Consider the following 747-nt stretch of genomic DNA (forward strand, 5'->3'; position numbering starts at 1 on the left):
AGCGGATCTAGAAGAAATTGAAGCGGTATTTATTGAGCTTCAGGAGCAGCTTGAGCAATCCTCTTTCGAGCTGGAAATGCGCGAATCTGACATGGAATCCTGGCAACTTCGGTGGGATCAATTTAACCAGGACTCTGCAAATGCTCAAAAAAGCGCAGAGCTTGAGCAAGCTAAGATCCAGCAAACAGAAGAACGAATTCAAGAGCTCGAAATACGGCATGAACGCCTATCTCACTCCTCTATTGATGTGCAGCGAAGTATTGAAGAGCTAGATCATGGTCAATGGGAAGAGGAGCAGTTGATAGTAGATGAAAAACTATTAAGCTCTCAGCAGGAAGTTGATGACATATTGCCTAAAATTGAGCAACAACAAGACAAGATTGAATCACTAAGCGATCAGAAGTCTATCTTGCATGCAAAGATATCGGAGCAGAAAGCTGTCCTCGCTTCGCTTGTAACACTTCAAGAATCTGTCTTGGGTGATGATTCTAGCGTTTCTGCGCAAAAGCGGCAGATGGGTATTGATCAGCTGCCATTGCTGATGAATGAGCTTAAGGTCACTTCAGGTTGGGAAATTGCTGTTCAGCAAGCGCTTCATGATTGGATGAACTCTTTGGTTTCCGACGGCGTAGCAACGGATCTTATTCTGAATTGCGAAACATCAACTCTGGAAGGTTCTGTTACCTTATTAGATAAGGATAAAAATGGATCAAACTCTAATGTTGTAGCAAAATCTGGATCACTTGC

Annotated in this window: 1 protein-coding gene; it reads left to right on the top strand. The window is 43.1% G+C overall.

Annotated elements, in window-relative coordinates; all coding sequences use genetic code 11:
* Window positions 1–747 (top strand): hypothetical protein (locus A3763_RS28095; RefSeq protein ID WP_197482755.1); only part of this gene is annotated, 747 nt, incomplete at both ends.

This window comes from Oleiphilus sp. HI0128, from assembly GCF_001635365.1.